Below are 20,815 nucleotides of genomic sequence, written 5' to 3'. Positions count from 1 at the left end.
GCAACAAAAAACCGGATTCTGTTGCTTTGTTCTAACGTAGCGGACGCCCGTAAGTCCAGACTTATCGCTCGTGACTTGCGCGTCAGCGCGCCTCGCGGGCCGACGGCGCCCGGAGCAGCCGCCGCCGCGCCGCGTCCGTCAGCGGCCGGTACGCGCCCGCCTTGTCCCGGTAGTAGGCGCGGCCGTCGCCGGCGGCGGGGACGCCCTCGTCCCGCAGCGGCGCCGTCCGCAGCCGCCGTCCCGCCGTGACGGGCATCTCGTCCACGATCCGCACCAGCGCGGGCCGCAGCCCCGGCTCGACCCGCAGCAGCGCCTCCGACAGGTCGATGGCCTTCAACTCGCCGCCGTCCCGCAAGATGACGGCGGCAGCGGCCAGCTCCCCGCCGCCCACTGGAATCCCGTAGACGGCGACGCTGTCGACGTACGGCAGGTCGCCGAGCGCGTCGCGGATGGGGCCGGGCGGGACGATGCCGTCGGCGGTGCGGATCAGCTCGGTCTCCCGCCCGACGAGCCAGTAGTCGCCGTCGGCGTCCCGGCGGAACAGGTCGCCGGTGATCGTCCACGCGTCCTCGGGCCAGAACACGCCCCGCACCGGACGGGCCGCGGCGCCGATCGCCGACAGCCGGACCCGGGCGAGCAGCATGCCGATCTCGCCGGGCTCGCTCTTGACCGCGAACCCGTCGGGCCCCTCGGCGAGCCGCCCTTTCTCCAAGTCGTACCGCGCGAGCCGGACCCGCGCGCTGCCGGGCAGCGGCCGGCCGAGCGAGCCGGGCTTCTTGCCGCTCATGTTGACCAGCACCGCCTCGCCCTCCGTCGAGGCGTAGAACTCCAGGACCCGCGCGGGGGCGAACCGGTCCTCGACCCGCCGCCACAGCCCGCGCGGCATCCCCGACCCGATGAACAGCCGGACGGCGTGGTGCCGCTCGGCCGGGTTCGGCGGCGCGTTCACGAGTTCGCGCAGCATCGTCCACGTGTAGGACGCGACAGTCACCCCATAGCGGCGCGCCTCGTCCCAGAACGTCTCAGGATCGAACGAACTCGCCAACGCAAGCCGCGCACCCCCGGCCACCGCACCGCCCAAGCTCATCAGCAAGGCGGACGAATGCTGTAGCGGAGTGATGCTGTAGACGGTGTCGGACGACGACAGCGCCGCCGACGAGGCGGTCCCGAACGCCGACAGGGCCCACCGCCGGTTCGTGATGCGGCTGGCCCGCAACTGCTCCCCGTCGCCCCGGAAGACCACGAACGCGAGGTCCCCGGCGCGCCCCGGGTTCGCCCGGTACCACCCCGGCAGCTCCACCTTCGCGGGGTCGATGGTCTCCATGTCGATCAGCGCCCCGCGGTCGCCGCGCCCGACGCCGCCGAGCAGGTAGCCCTGGACGCCCTCCAGCCGCGCGGCCATCGCGGCGTGCTCCGGGTCGGCGATGACCCGCGTCACCTGGCCCAGCCGCGCCTCCGCGGCCGGGTCGCCGTCCGGGCGCAGCAGCACCGCGACGGCGCCGAGCCGGCTCAGCGCCGCGACGAGCGCCAGCGCGGTCGGCCGCGTCTCCATCAGCACGCCCACGGCATCGCCGCGCCGCACCCCGATGTGGATCAGCCCGCGCACCACGGCGTCGACGCGCCGCTTGGCCGCGTCGTGGGTGTGCGCGCGGCCCTGGTACAGGAAGAAGACCTCGCCGGGCCGGTCCCGGGCCTGCTCGTCCAGCAGCAGCCCCATCGACATGCGCGTGTCGGACTGGATGCGCTCCAGCCGCGCCAGCCGGGGCAGGTTCTGCGCGGCCTCCCCGCTGAGCTGCCGGGTGCCGTGGACGACCTGCGACGCCGTCCGGAGCGCCGACCGCGCGGCGCTGGCCCCGATGCCCATCGCCAGGTGCAGCCCGTAGCCCGCCGGGCCGCCGGGCAGGCCGGCGGGCTCGGCCTCCTCGTCCCCCGCGACCGGCGCGACGATCTCCGGAAGCTCGTCCTTGCCCTCCCGCCACAGCGCCCACGACGCGACGGCGGGCCAGGTCTGCGCGATCGCGAGGCTGCCGACGACGAGCCCGAAGTGCCCGGCGCGCAGCGACGCCTCGTACACCTGCGCGCGCGGCGCGGCGCGGCGGATGCCGCGCACCATCGGCGGCGAGGCGATCTCGTCGACCTCCCCGACGAACGTCAGCACGGGGCAGGTGATGTCGGCGAGCGTCACCAGCCGGTCGCCGATGACGAACCCGCCGGTGAGCATGCGGTTGTGCTGGATGAACTGGCGGAGGAACTCGGCGAGCGCGGGGCCGGGCCACGACACCCACCCGTCCCGCTCCAGGAACCGCCGCTGCCGCTCCCTGGGCGCGAGCCGCTCACGGTCGTGCAGCTGCAGGATGAAGTCGACCCGCGACCGGACGGACTTGACCGGGCTCAGGGCCTGGAACCCGAGCCGCGTCACCCACCCCGGCACCGCGAACCCGCCGAGCACCCAGTCGGGGATCCGCTCGACGCCCTCCGACGCGAGCCAGCTCGGCAGCCCGAACGGAAGCCCCTGGCTGGTGTCGGACGGGCTGCCGAACGTCACGACCGACTCGATGCCGTCGCTGCGCCGGTAGGCGGCGGCCTGGTAGACGAACATGCCGCCCTGCGAGTACCCGGCGAGGTGGACGTCCCGCCCGGTCGCCTTCCGGATCCGGTCGACGGCGTCGCTGACCGCCAGCACGTGGTCGCTGACGGTCCGCTCCAGCCCGCCGGGCTCCCGCTCGGGCGCGCCGAAGTCGACCACCCACGGGTCGACGCCGAGGTCGTGCAGCACGCGCACGGCGCTGACCCGCGAGGAGATGTCGTACACCTCCGCGGTGATCATCAGCGGCGGGACGAGCAGCACCGCGGGCCCGTCCGCCGCGTCCGGGAAGTAGTGCCGCAGCCGGTACACGCGCTGCTCGGTCACCACCTCGCACGGCGAGGCGTCCTCATCGGTGTCGAACCCGCCGAAGCGGGCGACCTCCAGGGCGTTCTGGGCGGTGGAGCCCAGGCGGGCGCCCAGGCGGAACAGCGTTCTGGCAACAGCCGGCATCGTCGACCTCTCACAGCGTCACCGCCATGTTGTCGTGTTATCACCGGCTTTAGCAATCAGCGGACGACCCGTGCGCCGTCCATCTGGCCGCCCTGCAGCCGCTCCCACATGTACCGGCGGCGGGGCTTGCCGCTGGAGGTGCGCTGGATCAGCCCGGTGCCCACCACGATCGTCAGCTCGACGTCGTCGCCGACCCGGCGCCGCAGCGTCTCCCGCACGGACGGGATCCACTCCTCGCTCTGCGTCTCGGCGAACAGCGCGAGCCCCTTCTGCCCGGCGCCCGGCACGCCGACCACCACGATGCGGCCCTTCCCGAGCCCGCTCACCTCGGCGATCTTGGATTCGAGGTCCTCGACGTACACCGACCGGCCGCGCACCTTGATGCTGTCGCCCATCCGCCCGAGGACGAACAGCTGCCCCTCGTGGAAGAACCCGGCGTCCCCGGTGTAGACCTTCCCGTCCACGAACCGCGTCGACTTGGCCTCGGCCCCCGCGTAGTACCCCGGGCAGGCCGAGGCGCCCCCGACGACGATCTCCCCGAGAAGCCCGTCCTCCAGGGGACGCCCGGAGTCGTCGACGATGACGACGGACACATCGCTCTCGGGCGTCCCGCACCCGACGACCCACCCGGCCTTGGCGCCGAGCGACTGGGCCCCGAGCCGGTGCTGGTCCAGGATCCGCACGGGCTGCCCGAACGCCAGCGCCTCCGGGTCGGGCCGGACGGCGAGCGGGTCGCGGGGCGCGTTGTCCATGGTGACCAGCAGCGTGGTCTCGGCCATCCCGTAAGCGGGCTTGAACATGGACCGCGAGAACCCGTAGGGCTCCACGAGCCGGGCGAACACCTCAAGGGCGTGCGGGTCGATCGGCTCGGCCCCGATCAGCGCCATCTTCCACCCCGAAAGGTCGAGCCCTTCCAGCTGCTCCGGCTTGACCCGCCGCGCGCAGTACGCGTAGGCGAACGGCGGCGCGGCCGTGTGCTGCGCCTCCGCGAAGCAGCGGATCCACCGTGCGGGGTCGCGGATGAAGTGGTCGGGCCGCATCAGCCGCAGCATCCCCTGCCGCGCGATGGGCGTGATGAACGTCCCGATGAGCCCCATGTCGTGGTAGAGCGGCAGCCAGGACGCGACGACGTCGCCGTCCTCGTACCCCGCCATCCGCGCGATGAGGTCGCTGTTGGCCTCCAGGTTCTCCCAGGTGACCATGACGCCGCGCGGGGCGCCGCTGGACCCGGACGTGAACTGCAGCAGCGCCAGCTCTCCCGCGGGCTGGACGTCGGCCTCGGCGCCCTGCCGCGGCTGCCACGGCTCGCCGCTCATCCCGGCCTGGTCCATGGCGCGCCCGGCGTACTCGGACAGGTCCTTGGACGCGACCACGAGCGCCGGCGACGCCTGCCGCAGGATGGCCGCGACGTGGGCGACGTAGTCGTCCCCGTCCTGGAAGAGCGGCGGCGTGATCAGGCAGACGGTGGCCCCCGCCGCCCACACGCCGAAGTACGTCTCGATGCAGGTGAAGTCCGTGGGGAGGATGAGGCACACGACGTCGCCCGGCCGGACGCCCTCCTCGATCAGCGCCCCGGCGGTGCGCCGCGCGGCGGACGCCAGCTCACCGTAGTCGCGGTACTCCCAGCCGCCGTCGTCGGCCGCGAGGTGCACGCCACGTCCGGTGTTCGGCCGGTCCAGCCATTCGCGCAGCGCAGATGCCATCGTCTTCCCTTCACCCTGATCCGCCACCCACGTGACTCGCGGGTAACTTCACCAGGACCGGACGCCTCCGTCAACCGGTTCGACCGGTCAAAGAGACCGGGCGGTCATTTGGAGGCTCCCGACAAGCGCGTCACCCGGCGGAGGCGGACGTCCTGCGCCCTTCGACGACCCGCGCGGCGAGCCGCCACCCGAGCAGCACGGCCCCGAGGAACAGGGTCGCCACGATGACGAACGCGAGCGCCGTCCCCTGCCCCGACACGGCCCGCAGCACCATGCCGACGGCGACGGCGGACACCCACACGCCGACCCCGGTCGGCACCAGCGCGTCGGCCCGCCGCCAGGCCCGGGTCAGGCCCCATCCGACCCCGGCTCCGACGAGGAAGGGCCAGGCGGTCGTGGCGAACCCCGCCAGGCTCGCGGCCTCCTCGTGCGAGGCCCGCCCGATCGCCACGAAGACGAGCACGGAGCAGACGTCCGCCAGCCCCGCCAGATAGTTGCGCATGCCTCCAGGCTAGAGCCGGAGACCGGTGACCTGACACGGGACTGGCCAGTGCATTTTCCCGGTATCGGGCGGGTATCAGACCGAGCCAACGACCGAGTCACCTGGAGGCGTCATGGCAGAGCGAGGCGAGGACGGGAACTGGCCGCGCCTGCGGCTGGCGGACTGGACCGACACCCGCGAGACCCTGCACATGTGGATGCAGATCGTCGGCAAGATCCGGATGGCGCACGAGCCGCTGCTGAACCACTGGTGGCAGGTCACCCTCTACGTCAGCCCCAGGGGCCTGACCACGTCGTCGGTCCCGTACGGGAACGGCGCCTTCGACATCGAGTTCGACTTCGTCGACCACGTGCTCCGCATCAGGCGCAGCAACGGCGAGACCCGCGACCTGAACCTCGCCCCAAGACCGGTGGCGGACTTCTACACCGAGCTGATGAGCACCATGGACGACCTGGGCATCCGAACCCAGATCAGCGCCACACCGAACGAGGTGGACCCGGCGATCCCGTTCGCCGAGGACAACGAGAAATCCTCCTACGACCCCGAAGCCGCGCACCTCTTCTGGCGCCAGCTGATCCAGGCCGACCGCGTCCTGGGCGCGTTCCGCGCGCACTTCACCGGCAAGGTGAGCCCGGTGCACTTCTTCTGGGGCGCGATGGACCTGGCCTGCACCCGCTTCTCCGGCCGCCCGGCCCCCGCCCACCCCGGCGGCGCCCCGAACTGCCCCGACTGGGTGATGCTGGAGGGCTATTCCGGCGAACTCTCCAGCGCCGGCTTCTGGCCGGGCGGAGGCGAGGAGGGCGCCTTCTACTCCTACGCCTACCCGGAACCCAAGGGCTTCGCCGACCACAAGGTCCCCCAAGGCGCCCACTACGACCAGACCCTGGGCGAGTACGTCCTCCCCTACGAAACAGTGGCAGCGTCACCAAACCCAGACGCAACAGCAGCAGACTTCCTCCAGGCCACCTACGAGGCAGCAGCAGAAAACGCAAACTGGGACCGACAAACCCTAGAAGAATCCCCAACCCGCCTAAACCACCACAAACAGGACTAAGGGGGTCTAGGGGCGAAGCCCCAGGGGCGGGTGGGCGGGGGATGGTGGAGGCACCGGGGGGAACGGGGGGTCGTCCCCCCGAAAACGGCGAAGGGTCCCCTCGGGAAGCCGCAAAGCGGCGACCAAGGGGACCCTAGGACCAGTAGCGGGGGCAGGATTTGAACCTGCGACCTCTGGGTTATGAGCCCAGCGAGCTACCGAACTGCTCCACCCCGCGGCGATGGCTTAACTGTATGGGGTGGGGGGTGGTTAGGCAAATGGGCGGGTGCGGGGGTTTGGAGGGCGGCGGTGAGCATGGCGGTGAGGTCGGCGGTGTAGGCGTGGTGGTCGAGGGCGGGGGGCTGGTGTTGGGCGGTGCGGGTGGCGCGGTCGGCGAGGGCGGCGGTGAGGAAGGCGATGAAGTGCTGGACGCGTTCGAGGGCGAGGGGTTCGGGGTGGGTGGCGCGGCAGGCGTCTTGGAGGAGTTCGAGTTGCCGTTGGAGGGCGGTGCCGCGCAGGAGGGGTGGGAGGTGGCGGTCGCGGATTCCGGCGCGTCCGGCGAGTTGGGCGGTGATGCGGAGGAAGTCGCGGCCGTGTTCGGTGCGGAGTTCGTCGGCGGTGGGTTGGACGATGGCGACGGTGATGGCGGGGAGGTCGCGGGGGTGGAGGCGGGGTAGGGCGGCGGCGCGGGCGGGTTCCATGCGGGTGATGCCGGCGTGGAGGACGGCGTCGAGGAGGCCGGCGCGGGAGCCGAAGTGGTAGGTGACGGCGGAGTCGTTGCCTTGTCCGGCGAGGGTGACGATGTCGCGGGTGCGGGCGGCGTCGATGCCGTGGGCGGCGAAGAGGTGGGCGCCGGCGTGCAGGAGGGCGTCGCGGGTGGCGCTTGCGTCTTTCGGCACGCCGATGATACTAACAGGGGGCGTTAATAACGACGCCTGTTAATAGCGGGAGGCCGCGCGCATGGCGGACGTCTACGACCCGTTCGACCCCGGTTTCCAGGCCGACCCCTATCCCGCCTACACCCGGCTGCGGGACGAGGACCCCGTCCACCGCCACGACGATCCGCCGTTCTGGGCGCTGTCCCGGTTCGACGACATCTGGGCGGCGACGCGGGACGCGGGGACGTTCTCGTCCGCGCAGGGCCTGACGTTCTACCCGGACGAGATCGGCACGCTGGGCCTGGCCCCGACGATCGTGATGCTGGATCCGCCGCGCCACACCGTCCTGCGGCGCCTGATCAGCCACGGCTTCACCCCGCGCCGCACGGCGGCCCTGGAGGGCCTCCTCCGCGAGTTCGTCCGCTCCCGGATCGCCCTCATGGAGCGCAAGGCGGCCGAGGGCGAGACCCCGGACCTGCACCGCGACTTCTCCTCGCCCCTCCCCACGTACGCGCTCGCGCACCTGCTGGGCGTCCCGGAGTCCGACCGGGCCCGGTTCGATCCGTGGGTGTCGGCGCTGACGACCCTCCAGGACGACGGCTTCGACCTGAAGGCGCTGAAGGACGACGCGGTCGCCGCCGTCGCGGAGATGTTCGCCTACTTCACCGACGTGATCGCCGCGCGCCGCGCCGACCCGTCCGACGACCTGATCAGCGCGCTGACGGCGGCGGAGGCGGACGGGGAGCGCCTCACCGACTGGGACATCCTCGGCTTCTGCTTCGTGATGGTGGCGGGCGGCAACGACACCACCGGCAACCTGATCTCACACGGCGTCGCGCTGCTGGACGGCGACCACGCGCAGCGCGAGCGCCTCGCCGCCGACCCGTCCCTGATCCCGAACGCGCTGCTGGAGTTCCTGCGCCTGGAGAGCTCGGTGCAGGCCCTCGCGCGGACGACGACGCGCCCGGTCGTCCTCCACGGGACGGAGATCCCGGAGGGCGAGAAGGTGATGATGCTGTTCGGGTCGGCGAACCGGGACGAGCGGGAGTTCGGCCCGTCCGCGCACGAGCTGGACGTCACCCGGGAGATCCCGCGCCATCTGGGCTTCTCCAGCGGCGTCCACTTCTGCATCGGCTCGCACCTGGCGAAGCTCCAGGCCCGCGTCGCCCTGGAAGAGCTCCTCCAGGCCCACCCCGGCACAGGGGTGGACCTGGAGAACGCCCAGCGGATCGCGTCCCCGTTCACCCGGGGCTGGGTCTCGCTCCCGGCCACGGGCATCGAGCCGGCCTAGCCCATGTGCAGGTACCGGTAGTCGGTCGGCGGGACGAACGTCTCCTTGATCGACCGCGGCGACGTCCACCGCAGCAGGTTGAAGACGGACCCGGCCTTGTCGTTCGTGCCGGACGCCCGCGCGCCGCCGAACGGCTGCTGCCCGACGACGGCGCCGGTGGGCTTGTCGTTGATGTAGAAGTTCCCGGCGGCGTAGCGCAGCACCTCGGCGGTGTGCGCGGCGGCGGCCCGGTCATTGGCGATGACGGCGCCGGTGAGGGCGTACTCGGCGACCGACTCCATCTGGGCGAGCATCTCGTCGTACCTGTCGTCCTCGTAGACGTGGACGCCGAGGATCGGCCCGAAGTACTCGGTGCGGAAGATCTCGTTCTCGGGGTCGTCCGAAACGAGCACGGTGGGCCGCACGAAGTACCCGACGCTGTCGTCGTAGATCCCACCGGCGACGACCTCGACCCCGGGGTCGGCGTGGGCCCGGTCGATGGCCGCCTTGCTCTTGGCGAACGCCCGCTCGTCGATCACGGCGCTCATGAAGTTGGACAGGTCGGCGACGTCGCCCATGGCGAGCCCGTCGACCTCGGCGGCCAGCTCCTCCTTGAACCCGCCGTCCCAGATCGACCGCGGGATGTAGGCCCGCGACGCGGCGGAGCACTTCTGCCCCTGGTACTCGAAGGCCCCCCGCACGAGCGCGGTCTTGAGCACCGCCGGGTCGGCGGACGGGTGGGCGACGACGAAGTCCTTGCCGCCCGTCTCCCCCACGATCCGCGGGTAGCTCCGGAACTTCTCGATGTTGTTCCCGACGGTCTTCCACAGGTGGCGGAACGTCGCGGTGGACCCGGTGAAGTGGATCCCGGCCAGTTCGGGGTGCTGGAGCGCGACGTCCGACACCGCGAGCCCGTCGCCGGTCACGAGGTTGATGACGCCGTCCGGCAGCCCGGCCTCCTCCAGCAGCCGCATGAGCAGCACGGCCGAGTAGGTCTGCGTCGGCGACGGCTTCCACACGACCACGTTGCCCATGAGCGCGGGCGCGGTCGGCAGGTTCGCGGCGATCGCGGTGAAGTTGAACGGGGTGATCGCGTAGACGAACCCCTCCAGCGGCCGGTGGTCGGACCGGTTCCACACCCCGGCGCCGCTGATCGGCTGCTCGGCGAGGATCCGCCGCGCGAAGTGCACGTTGAACCGCCAGAAGTCGACCAGCTCGCACGGGCTGTCGATCTCCGCCTGCTGGACGGTCTTGGACTGGCCGAGCATCGTCGCGGCCAGCAGCGTCTCCCGCCACGGCCCGGCGAGCAGGTCCGCGGCGCGCAGGAAGATCGCGGCGCGGTCGTCGAACGCCATGTCCCGCCAGGCGGGCGCGGCCTTCAGCGCGGCGTCGATCGCGTCCTGCGCGTCCTCCCGCGTCGCGGTGCCGAACGTCCCGAGCACCGACGCGTGCCGGTGCGGCTGCACGACGGCGACCTTGGCGCCGGCTCCGAGCCGCCGCTCGCCGCCGATCGTCATGGGCAGGTCGATCGGCGCCTCGGCGGTCAGCTCGGCGAGGCGCGCCTCCAGCCGGGCCCGTTCGGCGCTGCCCGGCGCATACCCGCGCACCGGCTCGTTGACCGGCATCGGAACGTTGGTCACGGCGTCCATCAGGGGCCCTCCTTAACGGGAGACGAACGAACGGAGAAAGAAGACGAGGTTGGCGGGCCTTTCGGCGAGCCGCCGCATGAAGTACCCGTACCAGTCGGCGCCGTAGGGGACGTAGACGCGCATCCGGTAGTCCTCGGCGAGCCGCCGCTGCTCACCGGCACGGATCCCGTAGAGCATCTGGAACTCGTAGGAATCGGGCGACCGCCGCGCCCCGAGCGCCTGCGCGATCTCGATCATCCGGGGGTCATGGCTGGCGATCATCGGGTAGCCGTCGCCCTCCATCAGCAGCCGCAGCCCCCGCGCGTAAGCGCGGTCGACCTCGTGCCGCCCCTGGAAGGCCACCGACGCGGGCTCGGCATAGGCGCCCTTCACCCACCGGACCCGCGAGCCCTCCCCGACCAGATCCCGCAGATCGCCCTCACTGCGCCGCAGCATCGCCTGGACGGCGACACCCACCCACGGGAAGTCGCTCCGCAGCTTGCCGAGGACCTCCAGCGTGGAGTCGACGGTCGTGTGGTCCTCCATGTCGAGGGTGACGGTCATGCCGATCCGCCCGGCGGCGGCGCAGATCTCCCGCGCGTTGTCGAGCGCCAGCTCCCCCGGCAGCGCCTGCCCGAGCGCGGACAGCTTCACCGAGGCGTCCGCGCCCGACGCGAGCCCGCCCTCCTCGAAGACCGAGAACATCCGCAGATACGCGTCCCGCGCGGCCTCGGCCTGCGCGCGCTCCCGGGTGTCCTCCCCGAGGTGGTCGAGGGTCACCGAAAGCCCGGCGTCCGTCAGCTCCCGCACCGCCCGCACCGCGTCACCGAGCTCGTCCCCGGCGACGAACCGGTCGACGACGCCCCTGGTCAGGGGCATGGACGTGACAAGACCGCGCATCCGCCCGCTGCGCGCGGCGGCGAGGAGAACAGAAGCGAGCATGGGAGCCTCCAACGTCGAGGAACACCTCGAACCGTAGAAGCGCGCCCGCCGTCCCCCTACAGCCAAACGCCACTTTCACGCGAGCTAGACTTCATACAAATGTACAAAGGAGTGAGATGCCGCTAGACCTCCAGGAGATCGCGGAACAGGCGGCCGACCTCCTGCAGGCCCCCGCCACGCTGGAGGACCGCGACTTCCACCTGGTCGCCTACGCCGCCCACGGCGACACCATCGACCCCGTCCGGCTGGACTCGATCCTGCGCCGCCGCTCGTCCGAGGACGTCCGGGCCCGCTTCGAGCGGCACGGCATCGCCCGCGCGACAGGCCCGGTCCGCATCCCGGCGGACGCGTCCCTCGGCCAGCTCGCCCGGCTCTGCCTGCCCGTCCGCTGGCACAACGTGACCTACGGCTACCTGTGGCTCCTGGACGACCAGGAGCGCATCACGAGCGCCCAGGCCGCCAAGGCCATGCCGCTCTGCGAGCGCGCCGCCCTCCTCATGGCCCGCCAGGCCCGCGAGCGCGACGACCTGGGCTGGAAGGTCGCCGACCTGCTCTCCACCCACCCGGACGCCCGCACCCAGGCGGCGGACGACCTGACCGAGGCCGCCTCCCCCGAACCGCCCTTCGCCGTGGCGGTGCTGCGCACCCCGAGCCCGGAACCCCTCAACCCGTGGCAGCTCCCCCACTCCGTCCTGACGACGGTGTGGCAGCGCGACCACGTCCTGGTCATCCCCAACAATTCGACCCCGGCACCGCCAACGGTCGACCGGGCCCGCCGCCTCCTGGAGGAACGCAACGCCCCCGTCCAAGCAGGCATCTACGCCCCCTGCGCCACCCTGGAGGACGTCCACGAGGGCTGGCTCCGAGCCCGCGTGGCGGCCCGCACCGCCGTCCCCGGCGAAACCCGCGACTGGACGAGCCTGGGCGTACTGCGCCTCCTCCGCACAGCAGGCGACGAGGCCCTGACCCAGGCAACCCAAACCCCGGGCACCAACCGCCTGCTCGACAACCACGAACTAGCAGAAACGGCCCGCACCTACCTGGACCTGGCGGGCAACGTCCAGCAAACAGCGAAGGCCCTGAACATCCACCGCCAGACCCTCTACCACCGCCTGCGCCGCATAGAAGAGCTGACGGCCCTGACCCTCACCAACGGCCAGGACCGCCTGACCCTCCACCTGGCCCTAACGCTCTCCCCTCACCTGGCTCCCCCCACCTAGGACTGAGCCAGCTCGGCATGCTGAGCGCGCAACTCCCGCTTGAGGATCTTGCCGCTGGGGTTCTTGGGCAGGGCGTCGGCAAGCACGACGTACTTGGGCCGCTTGTACGGAGCCAGCCGCTCCCGGGCATGAGCATTGACATCCTCAACACTGAGCCCAGACCCCGCCTTGGGCACGACGACGGCGGTGACGGCCTCGATCCAGTGCGGATGGCTGATGCCGAAGACGGCGACCTCCGCGACGCCGTCCAGCTCGTAGATCGCCTCTTCGACCTCCCGGCTGGCGACGTTCTCCCCACCCGTCTTGATCATGTCCTTCTTGCGATCGACGACGGACAGGTAGCCGTCCTCCGTCATGACCCCGAGGTCACCCGAGTGGAACCACCCGCCGCGGAACGCCTCCGCCGTCTTCTCCTCGTCCCGGTAGTACCCGAGGGCCGCGTGCGGGCTCCGGTGGACGATCTCGCCGATCTCCCCCGCCGCCACGGGGTTCCCGTCGTCGTCGACGACGACGGTCTCGACGTTGATGCCCGCGCGCCCCGCGCCGCCGGCCCGCTCAAGCTGCTCCTCGGGCCGCAGGATGGTCGCGAGCGGCGCCATCTCGGTCTGCCCGTAGAAGTTCCACAGCCGCACCCCCGGCAGCCGCCGCAGCAGCTCACGCAGCACCTCGACCGGCATCGGGGACGCCCCGTAGTAGCCCTTCCGCAGGCTCGACAGGTCGCGCCGCTCGAAGTCGGGATGCCGCAGCAGCGAGATCCACACGGTAGGCGGGCAGAACAGCTTGGTGACCTTCTCCCGCTCGATCGTCTCCAGCAGCGCACCGGGCTCCGGCGACGGCAGGATGATGCTGGTCGCCCCCAGGTAGACGTCGACCGAGAAGAAGCAGTCGAGCTGCGCGCAGTGGTACATCGGCAGCGTGTGCACCTCGACGTCGTCCGGGCTCATCTCGCCGTCGATGACGCAGCTGACGTACTGGGAGATCAAGGAGCGGCTGGAGAGCATCACACCCTTGGGCCGCGACTCGGTCCCCGACGTGTACATGAGCCGCAGCGGATCATCGTCCGCGACGAGGACGTCCGGCGCCACTTCGGGCCCGGCCGACCACCAGGCGTCGACGTCCTCCCAGCCGTCGCCCGCCGGAGCCCCGGAGAGCCCGATCCATCCCCGCACACCGCCCTCGACTCCGGCGGTCGCGAGCGCCTTCTCCGCCGTCGGGGCGAGCGCGTCCTCCGCGATGATCCCGGACGCCCCCGAGTGCCCGACGATGTAGGCGACCTCGTCGGCGTTGAGCATGAAGTTGACGGGCACGAGCACCACACCCAGCTTGGCCGTGGCGAACGCGATCACGGCGTACTGCCAGCAGTTGTGGCTGAGCAGCGCGATCCGGTCCCCCTTGGCGAGCCCCCGCGCAGCCAGCGCGTGCGCCGCCCGGTTGACCGCGACGTCGAACTCCGCGTAGGTGACCCGGAGCTCCCCGCTGACCACGGCGAGCTTCCCCGGATATCGCCGCGCGGTCCGATGCAGCAGATCCCCCACCGAGTGCTGCCGAGCACGAGCCACCGAGTCGGACATAGACCGCCCCTCCCGCAAAGTCCCAGGTGAGCCGTGATGAAACCACACCCGAACCCCACCCGCCACCCCCAAAAGGGGGTATAGGAGACGCCCGAAAGCCGGTCACCCCTCCGGGTAGAACAGGAACAGCGTGCAGCCCTCCACCGACTGCGGCACATGGCTCGACCCGGCAGGGGCGTGGATGAAGGAGCCGGCGGGATAGTCGCGCTCTCCGTCGTTGAAGACGCCGGAGACGACGAAGACCTCCTCCGGACCGGGCGCGTGCACGTCCACGCCCTCCCACCGGCTGCCCGGATCCATCTCCAGCACCGACGCCTTCGCCGCGCCTCCAGACCACAGCGGCCGAACCCGGATCCCGGGGAAGATTTCGCGAACGGGGGCGTCCTGCACCGCCGACCACACATATCCAGGCTGTTCGGTAGTCATGGCACCACCCTGGCCGCCCGCCACCGCCCTCGCCGAGTGTCAGAAAAGACGTCTTGCGGTACTTTCCTGCCATGCACCGCGTCGTGGCGCTGGTCCGCCCGAACCAGTCGACGTTCGAACTCGGCTGCGCCGCGGACGTGTTCGGCACGAGACGCCCTGGCCTGGACCCCCGCTACACGTTCGACGTGTGCGCGGAGCACCCGGGCCAGATCACCACCAGCGCCGGGTACGACCTCGTGGTGCCCAACGGCCTGGAGATGCTGGACGAGGCCGACACCGTCGTCATCCCAGGCTGGCTACCAGTAGCGGAGAAACCCTCCCCCACCCTGACCGAGGCGCTCCGCAAGGCACACGCCCGCGGAACCCGCATGACCAGCATCTGCACCGGCGCCTTCGCCTTGGCGCACACGGGCCTCTTGGACGGCCGCAGAGCAACCACGCACTGGGCACGCACAGACGACTTGGCCGCGTGGTTCCCGTCCGTCCAGGTCGACAAGAACGTCCTCTACGTGCACGACAACGACGTGGCCACCAGCGCAGGCGCGGGCGCCGGAATAGACCTGTGCCTGCACCTGCTCCGCACTGACCAGGGCGCCGGCTACGCCGCGCACGTGGCAAGAAGCATGGTCATGCCCCCACACCGCGAGGGCGGCCAACTCCAGTACGCGGCCCCACCCCACCCGACCCAGTTCGAGGGTTCCCTAGGACCACTCCTCGATTGGGCAACACAGAACCTGCACGAACCCCTAACAGTGGACGCCCTAGCCGCCCAAGCAGGCGTCTCGCCCCGAACCCTGGCCCGCCGCTTCACCGACCAGCTGGGCACACCCCCAGGCCAGTGGCTCCTGTCCCAGCGAATAGCCGCAGCCCAGCACCTACTGGAGTCCACAGACCTCCCCGTGGAGACCGTGGCCCAACGCACAGGCCTCTCCTCAGCCACAAACCTAAGAAGACGCTTCCAAAGAGCCCTGGCAACAACCCCAGGCACCTACAGAAAAACTTTCCACCCCACCCACCCGTACCCCCACGCCCCACCCACCACCCGTACCCCACGCCCCACCAGCACCTGACCCACCGTCCCCAACCAAAGAGGGGGTCTAGGGGCGAAGCCCCAGGGGCGGGCGGGCGGGGGAGGTGGCGGAACCGGGGGGCACGGGGGGTCGTCCCCCCGAAAACGGCGAAGGGTCCCCTCGGGGAAGCCGCAAAGCGGCGACCAAGGGGACCCTAGGACCAGTAGCGGGGGCAGGATTTGAACCTGCGACCTCTGGGTTATGAGCCCAGCGAGCTACCGAACTGCTCCACCCCGCGGTGATGTCTTAAGTCTATGGCATGGGTGGGAGTGGTTGGGTCGGTGGCGGTCATTTGCAGGCGGGGATGTGGCCGTTGCCGGTGTTGAGGGCGTTGATGGCCTGGATGGTGCCGTTGAGGGTGTCGGCGCGGACGAGGCGGAGGCCGTCGGGTTGGGCGGCGGCGGCGTCGGTGCAGTTGTCCTTGGGGGTGAGGAAGACGGTGGCGCCGGCCTTGCGGGCGGCGATCATCTTCTGCTGGATGCCGCCGATGGGGCCGACTTGGCCTTCGGGGGTGATGGTGCCGGTGCCGGCGATGAATTTGCCCTGGGTGAGGGGGCCGGGGGTGAGTTTGTCGTAGATGGCGAGGGAGAACATGAGGCCGGCGGAGGGGCCGCCGATGTCGCCGATGCTGATGTCGATCTTGAAGGGGAACTTGTACTGGTCGGACAGGACGATGCCGACGACGGCGCGTTCGCCGGAGGGGTCGGCGACGGTCTTGACCTTGGCCTTCTGCTCGGTGCCGCCGCGCCGGTAGTCCAGGGTGACGGTGTCGCCGATCTTGCGCTTGGCCATGGCGCCGGTGACCTGGGAGACGCTGGTGACCTTGGCGCCGTCGAGCGCGGTGATCTCGTCGCCGGGCCGCAGGATCCCGTCGGCGGGGCGGCCTTTCTGGACGCCGTCGACGACGACGCGGGTGGTGAGGGGGATGCCGAGCTGGTGGAGGGCGGCGGCTTCGGCGTTCTGCTGGGAGTCCTGCATCGCCCGGGTGTTCTCTTGGTCGACCTGCTTCGGCGACTCGTTCTTGGGGAAGATCGTCTCTTCGGGGACGATGGCGGTGTCGCCGTCGAGCCAGCCGCGCAGGGCGGTGAAGAGGTCGATGCGGCCGCCGGGACCGCCGCGGTAGGTGACGGTGGTGAAGTTGAGGTGCCCCTGGTCGGGGTAGGTCTTGCGGCCTTCGATGCGGATGAGGGGCTGGCCCTTGTCGTTCGTGCCGAGGGTGTTGCTCGTGGGGCCCGGCATCAGCGCGACGTAGGGGACGCGCATGAAGGAGCCGATGACGGCGAGCAGGAGGACGAGCACGCTCGCGGCGGAGAGCGTGGCGGCACGACGAGACATGCCGGAAACTCTATGCGGTCAGGGGGCTCAGCAGGCCCCGACCCACTCGTCGCCGCCGTCGGCGAAGGTCTGGTGCTTCCAGATGGGGACGCCGGCCTTGAGGTCGTCGATGAGGCGGCGGCAGGCGTCGAACGCTTCGGCGCGGTGGGCGCTGGAGGCGGCGACGATGACGGCGATGTCGCCGATGCGGAGGTCGCCGACGCGGTGGACGGCGGCGAGGGCGAGGACGGGGTGGTCGGCGGCGACCTTCTCCATGACGGCGCGCAGTTCCCGTTCGACGGTGGGGTGGGCGCTGTAGGACAGGCCGCTGACGGCGCGCGCGTGGTCGTGGTCGCGGACGGTGCCGGTGAACAGGGCGATGCCGCCGGCGCTCGGGGCGCCGACGGCGCGGTAGACCTCGTCGACGGACAGGGGCGTCTCGCGGACGCCGGCCAGCCGGATGACGTCGCCGGCTTCAACGCTGTGGGTCACGTTCCGCAGGCTACCTCCCGGCGGCCGTCCTATTCCGGGCGGGACGCGCCGGGGTCGTCGGGGTCGAAGGTGGCGGCGAGGACGTCGGGGAGGCCGGGCACGAGGTCGGGCCCGCGCAGGACGGCGTCCTCGCTGTCGTGGCTGCGCATGCGGACGGCGGCGTGGCGGGCGCCGTCGCGCAGGACGCCGACGACCATGCGGACCTCTTCGCGGGCGGGGTGGTTCCCGACGAACGCGGCGGCTTCGGCGGCGTCGTCGGGGATGTCGTCCTCGACGCCGGGGGGCAGGACGACCCGTTCGATGACGAGGACGCAGCCGTCGACGGTGTCGGGCCAGACGATGCCCGCGAGGGCGTCTTCGACGCTGCTTTCTTCGGGGAGCCCTTCCTGTTCGATGGGGACGAGCGCGTCGGCGTCGGCGGGCAGCTGGTCGGCGAGGCCGGGCTCGGCGCGGCGGAGTTCGGCGCTGCGGACGAGCGCGTACAGGCTGGGGGCGCTGTCCCAGCCCTTCTCCGCCGAGTGACGTTCAAGATCCAGCACGGCTGTTTCCAAATGACTCACGGGGCCATCTTTCCCCTTCCTGCGACGGTGAGTGCCGGAACCCTCGCGCCAGTCGGTAAGTTGCATCTACAGCACCGGCGGGCGGCCGGTGAGCGAGTTTCTCGATCGGAGGGGCCGACTTGACCTTCCGGACTCCCGCTTTCGGGCGCCGGCTCGGTACCGGACGGACGCGGATCGTCTTGCCCGCTCTGGTGGCGGTGGCCGTGCTGCTGGTCGCGTTCTTGATCTTCACGGCCGTGTACACGGACCTGCTGTGGTATCGCTCGATCGGTTTCTCCGAGGTGTACACCACGCAGTTGCAGGCGAAGATCGTCCTGTTCTTCGGCGCCGGACTGCTGATGTCGCTGGTGGTGGGCGCCAATGTGATGGTCGCGTACCGGCTGCGTCCGGCGTACCGGCCGCTGTCGGTGGAGCAGCAGGGCTTGGAGCGGTACCGCTCGGTGATCGATCCGCGGCGCCGGATGATCGCGGTGTCGCTGCTGGGGCTGCTGGGCGTGCTGACGGGTTCGTCGGTGGCGGGCCAGTGGCCGGTGTGGCTGGCGTTCCTGAACCGCACGCCGTTCGGCGTGGAGGACCCGCAGTTCCACAAGGACGTGTCGTTCTACGTCTTCACGTACCCGTTCATGCGGCTCGTGCTGGGTGTGGTCTTCGCGACGGTGATCCTGTCGATCCTGGCCGCGGTGATGGTGCACTACCTGTACGGGGGGCTGCGGCTGCAGGGGCCGGGCGACAAGGCGAGCCCGCCGGCGCGCGCGCACCTGTCGGTGCTGTTCGGGCTGTTCATCCTGCTGAAGGCGGTGGCGTACTGGTTCGACCGGTACGGCCTGATGCATTCCGAACGCGGGGTGGCGACGGGCGCGTCCTACACCGATGTCAACGCGCTGCTGCCGGCGAAGACGATCCTCGCCGTGATCGCGCTGTTGTGCGCGGCGATGTTCTTCAGCAACCTGCTGCGGCGCGGCATGATGCTGCCGGGCGTCGGCTTCACGCTGCTGGTGCTGTCGGCGATCCTGCTGGGCGGGGTGTACCCGCTGCTGATCCAGCAGTTCCAGGTGAAGCCGGACGAGCTGGCCAAGGAGCGCGAGTACATCGCGCGCAACATCAAGTTCACCCGGGCCGCCTACGGCGTGGACGGCGCGAAGGTCGTCCCGTACGGCACGCAGCCCGTGACGGACAAGAAGCAGCTCCAGGAGGACGCCGACAAGCTCGGCGGCGTCCGCGTCCTCGACCCGAACGTGGTGGGCGAGACGTTCCAGCAGCTGCAGCGGATCCGCCCGTTCTACCAGTTCCCGGACACGCTGGACGTCGACCGCTACCAGGTGGACGGCAAGCTCGTCGACACGGTCGTCGCGCTCCGCGAGCTGTCGGGCGCGCCGGCCGGGCAGCGCAGCTGGGTGAAGGACCACATGGTCTACACGCACGGCTACGGCTTCGTGTCGGCGTACGGCGACCGGTTCGACTCGCGCGAGCCGGCCTTCATCACCCGCGACATGCCGGCGTCCCCGGACCAGCGGATCCAGGTGGCGAAGCCGGAGATCTACTTCGGGGAGCGCTCGCCGAAGTACTCGGTGGTCGGCGGGCAGGGCCAGCAGGAGCTGAACTACCCCGACAACAGCGAGTCGGGGCAGCAGAGCAGCACCTACGCCGGGCGGGGCGGGGTCCGCATCGACTCGTTCCTGAACAAGCTGCTGTACTCGGCGAAGTTCCAGGACAAGAACCTGCTGCTGTCGGGCGCGATCAACAAGGACGCCAAGATCCTCTACGACCGGACGCCGCGCCAGATGGTGCAGAAGGCGGCGCCGTGGCTGACGCTGGACGGCGACCCGTACCCGGCGGTGGTGAACGGCCGCATCCTGTGGATCGTGGACGGCTACACGACGTCCAGCAGCTACCCGTACTCGGAGGAGATGAGCCTCGGGGAGGCGACCCGCGACACCATCACCGACACGCGGTCGGCGGTGGCGCGGCAGGCGAACGACCACATCAACTACATGCGGAACTCGGTGAAGGCCACGGTGGACGCCTACGACGGCACCGTGCACCTCTACCAGTGGGACGAGAACGACCCGGTGACGAAGACGTGGATGAAGGTGTTCGACAACACCGTCCAGCCGCGCTCGTCGATCCCGCCGGAGCTGGAGGCCCACTTCCGCTACCCGCAGGACCTGTTCAAGGTGCAGCGCAAGGTCCTGACCAAGTACCACGTGACGGACCCGTCGGCGTTCTACAACGGCGAGGGCTTCTGGGAGGTCCCGCAGGACCCGACGGTGAAGGGCAAGCGGCAGCCGCCGTACTACCAGAGCCTGCGGATGCCCGGCCAGGACACCGAGTCGTTCTCGCTGACGACGGTCTTCAACCCGCGCAACAACCCGCAGCTGGCGGCGTTCATGGCGGTCGGGTCGACGCCGGGGCGCGACTACGGGCAGATCCAGATCCTGCAGATGCCGCGGAACGCGCAGCCGCCGGGCCCGGGGCAGGTGCAGAACTCGTTCGAGACCGACTCGAAGGTGAAGAGCGACCTGTTCGCGCTGCGGCAGGGCGGCACGAAGACCGTGGCCGGCAACCTGCTGACGATCCCGTTCGGCGGTGATCTGCTGTACGTGGAGCCGATGTACACGAAGGCGGCGGGCGGTGCGGAGCAGCAGCCGTACCCGATCATGGGCAAGATCCTGGTCCGGTACGGGGAGAGCATCGCGGCGGCGGACACGCTGCAGGACGCGCTGAAGCAGGTCCTCGGCGGGGCGGGCGCGCCCGCGCAGCCCGGGGCGCCACCGCAGGCGCCGCCGGGCTCGCCGGGCGGGCAGCAGCTGAGCGCGGCGGCACAGAAGGCGATCGGCGACCTGAACAAGGCCGTGACCGACTACGAGAACGCCCAGAAGAAGGGCGACTACCCGGGCATGGGCGAGGCCTGGAAGCGGATCAAGGACGCGCAGGCCGCGCTGGCGGCGGCGGGCAAGGCCGCGCCGAAGACGTCGCCGAGCCCGGCACCCTCCCCGTCGGGGTCGCCGCCGGGGTCGCCGTCGCCGTCACCGAGCGCCACCCCTCCGGCGAGCTGAGGGGCCGGGGGGGGGGGGGGGGGGGGGGGGGGGGGGGGGGGGGGGGGGGGGGGGGGGGGGGGGGGGGGGCGGGGGCGCGGCCGGGGGGGGGGGGGGGGCGCGGCGGGCGCGCG

At 71.0% G+C, this 20,815-nt stretch carries 16 protein-coding genes and 2 tRNA genes; 5 read left to right on the top strand and 13 right to left on the bottom strand.

What is annotated here, in order from left to right; translation table 11 throughout:
- Positions 1–82: 82 nt before the first annotated feature.
- The 3 genes from ACGFI1_RS09330 to ACGFI1_RS09320 all read right to left on the bottom strand — a co-directional run bounded on the left by ACGFI1_RS09330 (position 83) and on the right by ACGFI1_RS09320 (position 5,242).
- Positions 83–3,037, bottom strand: coding sequence for an AMP-binding protein (locus ACGFI1_RS09330; protein ID WP_392784306.1), 2,955 nt, complete (start codon positions 3,035–3,037; stop codon positions 83–85).
- A gap of 56 nt (positions 3,038–3,093) precedes the next feature.
- Entirely contained in the window at positions 3,094–4,740 is a 1,647-nt protein-coding gene (locus ACGFI1_RS09325; protein ID WP_392740102.1) for an AMP-binding protein, read from the bottom strand.
- Positions 4,741–4,870: 130 nt separating this feature from the next.
- Positions 4,871–5,242: a DUF3054 domain-containing protein gene (locus ACGFI1_RS09320; protein ID WP_138639198.1), complete on the bottom strand. Its 372-nt coding sequence runs from the start codon at positions 5,240–5,242 to the stop codon at positions 4,871–4,873.
- Between the two features lie 112 nt (positions 5,243–5,354).
- Between ACGFI1_RS09320 and ACGFI1_RS09315 the strand changes: the two genes are divergently transcribed.
- Entirely contained in the window at positions 5,355–6,296 is a 942-nt protein-coding gene (locus ACGFI1_RS09315; protein ID WP_392784304.1) for a DUF5996 family protein, read from the top strand.
- A gap of 143 nt (positions 6,297–6,439) precedes the next feature.
- Here ACGFI1_RS09315 and ACGFI1_RS09310 read toward each other — a convergent pair.
- Both ACGFI1_RS09310 and ACGFI1_RS09305 read right to left on the bottom strand, forming a co-directional pair.
- Positions 6,440–6,513 (bottom strand) — tRNA-Met (locus ACGFI1_RS09310).
- On the bottom strand, positions 6,491–7,174 hold the full coding sequence (locus tag ACGFI1_RS09305; protein WP_392784302.1) for a TetR/AcrR family transcriptional regulator: 684 nt from the start codon (positions 7,172–7,174) through the stop codon (positions 6,491–6,493). The genes ACGFI1_RS09310 and ACGFI1_RS09305 overlap by 23 nt, the downstream gene beginning before the upstream one ends.
- A 61-nt stretch (positions 7,175–7,235) precedes the next feature.
- Here ACGFI1_RS09305 and ACGFI1_RS09300 point away from each other — a divergent pair, with 61 nt between their 5' ends.
- Entirely contained in the window at positions 7,236–8,444 is a 1,209-nt protein-coding gene (locus ACGFI1_RS09300) for a cytochrome P450 (protein ID WP_392784300.1), read from the top strand.
- On the opposite strand, the gene pruA is transcribed toward ACGFI1_RS09300, so the two are convergent.
- Together pruA and ACGFI1_RS09290 are read right to left on the bottom strand one after the other, a co-directional pair.
- Positions 8,441–10,072, bottom strand: coding sequence for an L-glutamate gamma-semialdehyde dehydrogenase (gene pruA, locus ACGFI1_RS09295; protein WP_392784298.1), 1,632 nt, complete (start codon positions 10,070–10,072; stop codon positions 8,441–8,443). The genes ACGFI1_RS09300 and pruA overlap by 4 nt on opposite strands.
- Before the next feature lie 12 nt (positions 10,073–10,084).
- Positions 10,085–10,993: a proline dehydrogenase family protein gene (locus ACGFI1_RS09290; RefSeq protein ID WP_386867870.1), complete on the bottom strand. Its 909-nt coding sequence runs from the start codon at positions 10,991–10,993 to the stop codon at positions 10,085–10,087.
- A 116-nt stretch (positions 10,994–11,109) separates the two neighbouring features.
- Here ACGFI1_RS09290 and ACGFI1_RS09285 point away from each other — a divergent pair, with 116 nt between their 5' ends.
- Positions 11,110–12,213, top strand: coding sequence for a PucR family transcriptional regulator (locus ACGFI1_RS09285; RefSeq protein ID WP_392784295.1), 1,104 nt, complete (start codon positions 11,110–11,112; stop codon positions 12,211–12,213).
- On the opposite strand, the gene ACGFI1_RS09280 is transcribed toward ACGFI1_RS09285, so the two are convergent.
- Positions 12,210–13,784, bottom strand: a complete 1,575-nt coding sequence (locus tag ACGFI1_RS09280) for an acyl-CoA synthetase (RefSeq protein WP_392784293.1) — start codon at positions 13,782–13,784, stop codon at positions 12,210–12,212. The genes ACGFI1_RS09285 and ACGFI1_RS09280 overlap by 4 nt on opposite strands.
- A 102-nt stretch (positions 13,785–13,886) precedes the next feature.
- Positions 13,887–14,210 (bottom strand): cupin domain-containing protein, encoded by a 324-nt coding sequence (locus tag ACGFI1_RS09275; RefSeq protein WP_392740086.1) that lies wholly within the window; start codon positions 14,208–14,210, stop codon positions 13,887–13,889.
- A gap of 71 nt (positions 14,211–14,281) precedes the next feature.
- Between ACGFI1_RS09275 and ACGFI1_RS09270 the strand changes: the two genes are divergently transcribed.
- Complete coding sequence (locus tag ACGFI1_RS09270; protein WP_392784291.1) at positions 14,282–15,280, top strand: helix-turn-helix domain-containing protein; 999 nt, start codon at positions 14,282–14,284, stop codon at positions 15,278–15,280.
- A 164-nt stretch (positions 15,281–15,444) separates the two neighbouring features.
- Here the strand turns inward: ACGFI1_RS09270 and ACGFI1_RS09265 are convergent.
- The 4 genes from ACGFI1_RS09265 to ACGFI1_RS09250 all read right to left on the bottom strand — a co-directional run bounded on the left by ACGFI1_RS09265 (position 15,445) and on the right by ACGFI1_RS09250 (position 17,646).
- Positions 15,445–15,518 (bottom strand) — tRNA-Met (locus tag ACGFI1_RS09265).
- Positions 15,519–15,568: 50 nt separating this feature from the next.
- Positions 15,569–16,615, bottom strand: a complete 1,047-nt coding sequence (locus ACGFI1_RS09260; protein WP_392784289.1) for a YlbL family protein — start codon at positions 16,613–16,615, stop codon at positions 15,569–15,571.
- Positions 16,616–16,642: 27 nt separating this feature from the next.
- Complete coding sequence (locus ACGFI1_RS09255) at positions 16,643–17,086, bottom strand: molybdenum cofactor biosynthesis protein MoaE (protein WP_205719169.1); 444 nt, start codon at positions 17,084–17,086, stop codon at positions 16,643–16,645.
- A gap of 29 nt (positions 17,087–17,115) precedes the next feature.
- Complete coding sequence (locus tag ACGFI1_RS09250) at positions 17,116–17,646, bottom strand: PPA1309 family protein (protein WP_138635801.1); 531 nt, start codon at positions 17,644–17,646, stop codon at positions 17,116–17,118.
- A gap of 179 nt (positions 17,647–17,825) precedes the next feature.
- Here ACGFI1_RS09250 and ACGFI1_RS09245 point away from each other — a divergent pair, with 179 nt between their 5' ends.
- The gene (locus ACGFI1_RS09245; protein ID WP_392784287.1) at positions 17,826–20,702 is read left to right on the top strand and encodes a UPF0182 family membrane protein; all 2,877 of its coding nucleotides are present in this window, start codon (positions 17,826–17,828) and stop codon (positions 20,700–20,702) included.
- Positions 20,703–20,815: the final 113 nt, after the last annotated feature.

Source organism: Actinomadura geliboluensis, assembly GCF_043197915.1.
In the GTDB taxonomy this organism is placed as follows: Bacteria; Actinomycetota; Actinomycetes; order Streptosporangiales; family Streptosporangiaceae; genus Spirillospora; species Spirillospora geliboluensis.
This window is presented reverse-complemented; position numbering and strand designations above follow the sequence as displayed.

Bases quoted from the DNA above. Each gene is read 5' to 3' on its own strand.
- ACGFI1_RS09330 (WP_392784306.1), bottom strand. From the start codon at position 3,037: ATGCCGGCTGTTGCCAGAACGCTGTTCCGCCTGGGCGCCCGCCTGGGC.
- ACGFI1_RS09325 (WP_392740102.1), bottom strand. From the start codon at position 4,740: ATGGCATCTGCGCTGCGCGAATGGCTGGACCGGCCGAACACCGGACGT.
- ACGFI1_RS09320 (WP_138639198.1), bottom strand. From the start codon at position 5,242: ATGCGCAACTATCTGGCGGGGCTGGCGGACGTCTGCTCCGTGCTCGTC.
- ACGFI1_RS09315 (WP_392784304.1), top strand. From the start codon at position 5,355: ATGGCAGAGCGAGGCGAGGACGGGAACTGGCCGCGCCTGCGGCTGGCG.
- ACGFI1_RS09300 (WP_392784300.1), top strand. From the start codon at position 7,236: ATGGCGGACGTCTACGACCCGTTCGACCCCGGTTTCCAGGCCGACCCC.
- pruA (WP_392784298.1), bottom strand. From the start codon at position 10,072: ATGGACGCCGTGACCAACGTTCCGATGCCGGTCAACGAGCCGGTGCGC.
- ACGFI1_RS09290 (WP_386867870.1), bottom strand. From the start codon at position 10,993: ATGCTCGCTTCTGTTCTCCTCGCCGCCGCGCGCAGCGGGCGGATGCGC.
- ACGFI1_RS09285 (WP_392784295.1), top strand. From the start codon at position 11,110: ATGCCGCTAGACCTCCAGGAGATCGCGGAACAGGCGGCCGACCTCCTG.
- ACGFI1_RS09280 (WP_392784293.1), bottom strand. From the start codon at position 13,784: ATGTCCGACTCGGTGGCTCGTGCTCGGCAGCACTCGGTGGGGGATCTG.
- ACGFI1_RS09275 (WP_392740086.1), bottom strand. From the start codon at position 14,210: ATGACTACCGAACAGCCTGGATATGTGTGGTCGGCGGTGCAGGACGCC.
- ACGFI1_RS09270 (WP_392784291.1), top strand. From the start codon at position 14,282: ATGCACCGCGTCGTGGCGCTGGTCCGCCCGAACCAGTCGACGTTCGAA.
- ACGFI1_RS09260 (WP_392784289.1), bottom strand. From the start codon at position 16,615: ATGTCTCGTCGTGCCGCCACGCTCTCCGCCGCGAGCGTGCTCGTCCTC.